The 641-nt window shown below is 64.6% G+C and carries 1 protein-coding gene; it reads left to right on the top strand.

The genetic code is table 11. The features are described from left to right. The coding region (locus CO660_RS32490; protein WP_176536423.1) for a putative Ig domain-containing protein at positions 1 to 641 on the top strand (641 nt) is incomplete at both ends.

The following is a 641-nucleotide window of genomic DNA, read 5'->3' as shown; positions in this document are numbered from 1 at the left end:
GGGGATGCGACCGAGAAGGGTGGTGTGGCCAATGGTTCGGGCGGCGTGGCCGCCAGCGGCAACGTGCTGACCAACGACACCGATCCGGATACCGGTGACACCAAGACCGTCACGGCAGTCCGTTTCGGGACGACGTCAGGCACGCTCGGCTCGGCGCTGAGCGGCACCTATGGCAGTCTCGTGCTCAATGCATCGGGTGCCTATAGCTATGCGGTCAACGAGAACAATGCGACCGTCCAGGCGCTGCGACAGTCGACCAACACGCTGAGCGATGTCTTCAGCTACACGATGCGCGACAGCGCTGGCGCCACGGCCACGGCGAACCTGACGATCACCATCCATGGCGCTAACGATGCGCCGGTGCTGGCCGTCCAGACGACGACCCAGAACGCCACCGTCGGCTCTGCCTTCTCCTTCACGCTGCCGACGACCACCTTCACCGATGTCGACAGCGGCGACACGCTCGCTTATGCGGCAACGTCCGCCGATGGCACGGCGCTGCCTTCCTGGCTGAGCTTCAACGCCTCGACGCGCACCTTCTCCGGCACGCCGACGACAACTGGCACTTACGGCATCAAGGTGACGGCAACCGATCTCGGCAGCCTTGCCGCCAACGAGACCTTCAATATCGCCGTGTCGAC

Source organism: Rhizobium sp. L9, from assembly GCF_002531885.1.
GTDB lineage: Bacteria > Pseudomonadota > Alphaproteobacteria > Rhizobiales > Rhizobiaceae > Rhizobium.
The sequence above is the reverse complement of the archived record's forward strand: the minus strand, read 5'-3'. Positions and strand labels throughout refer to the sequence as shown.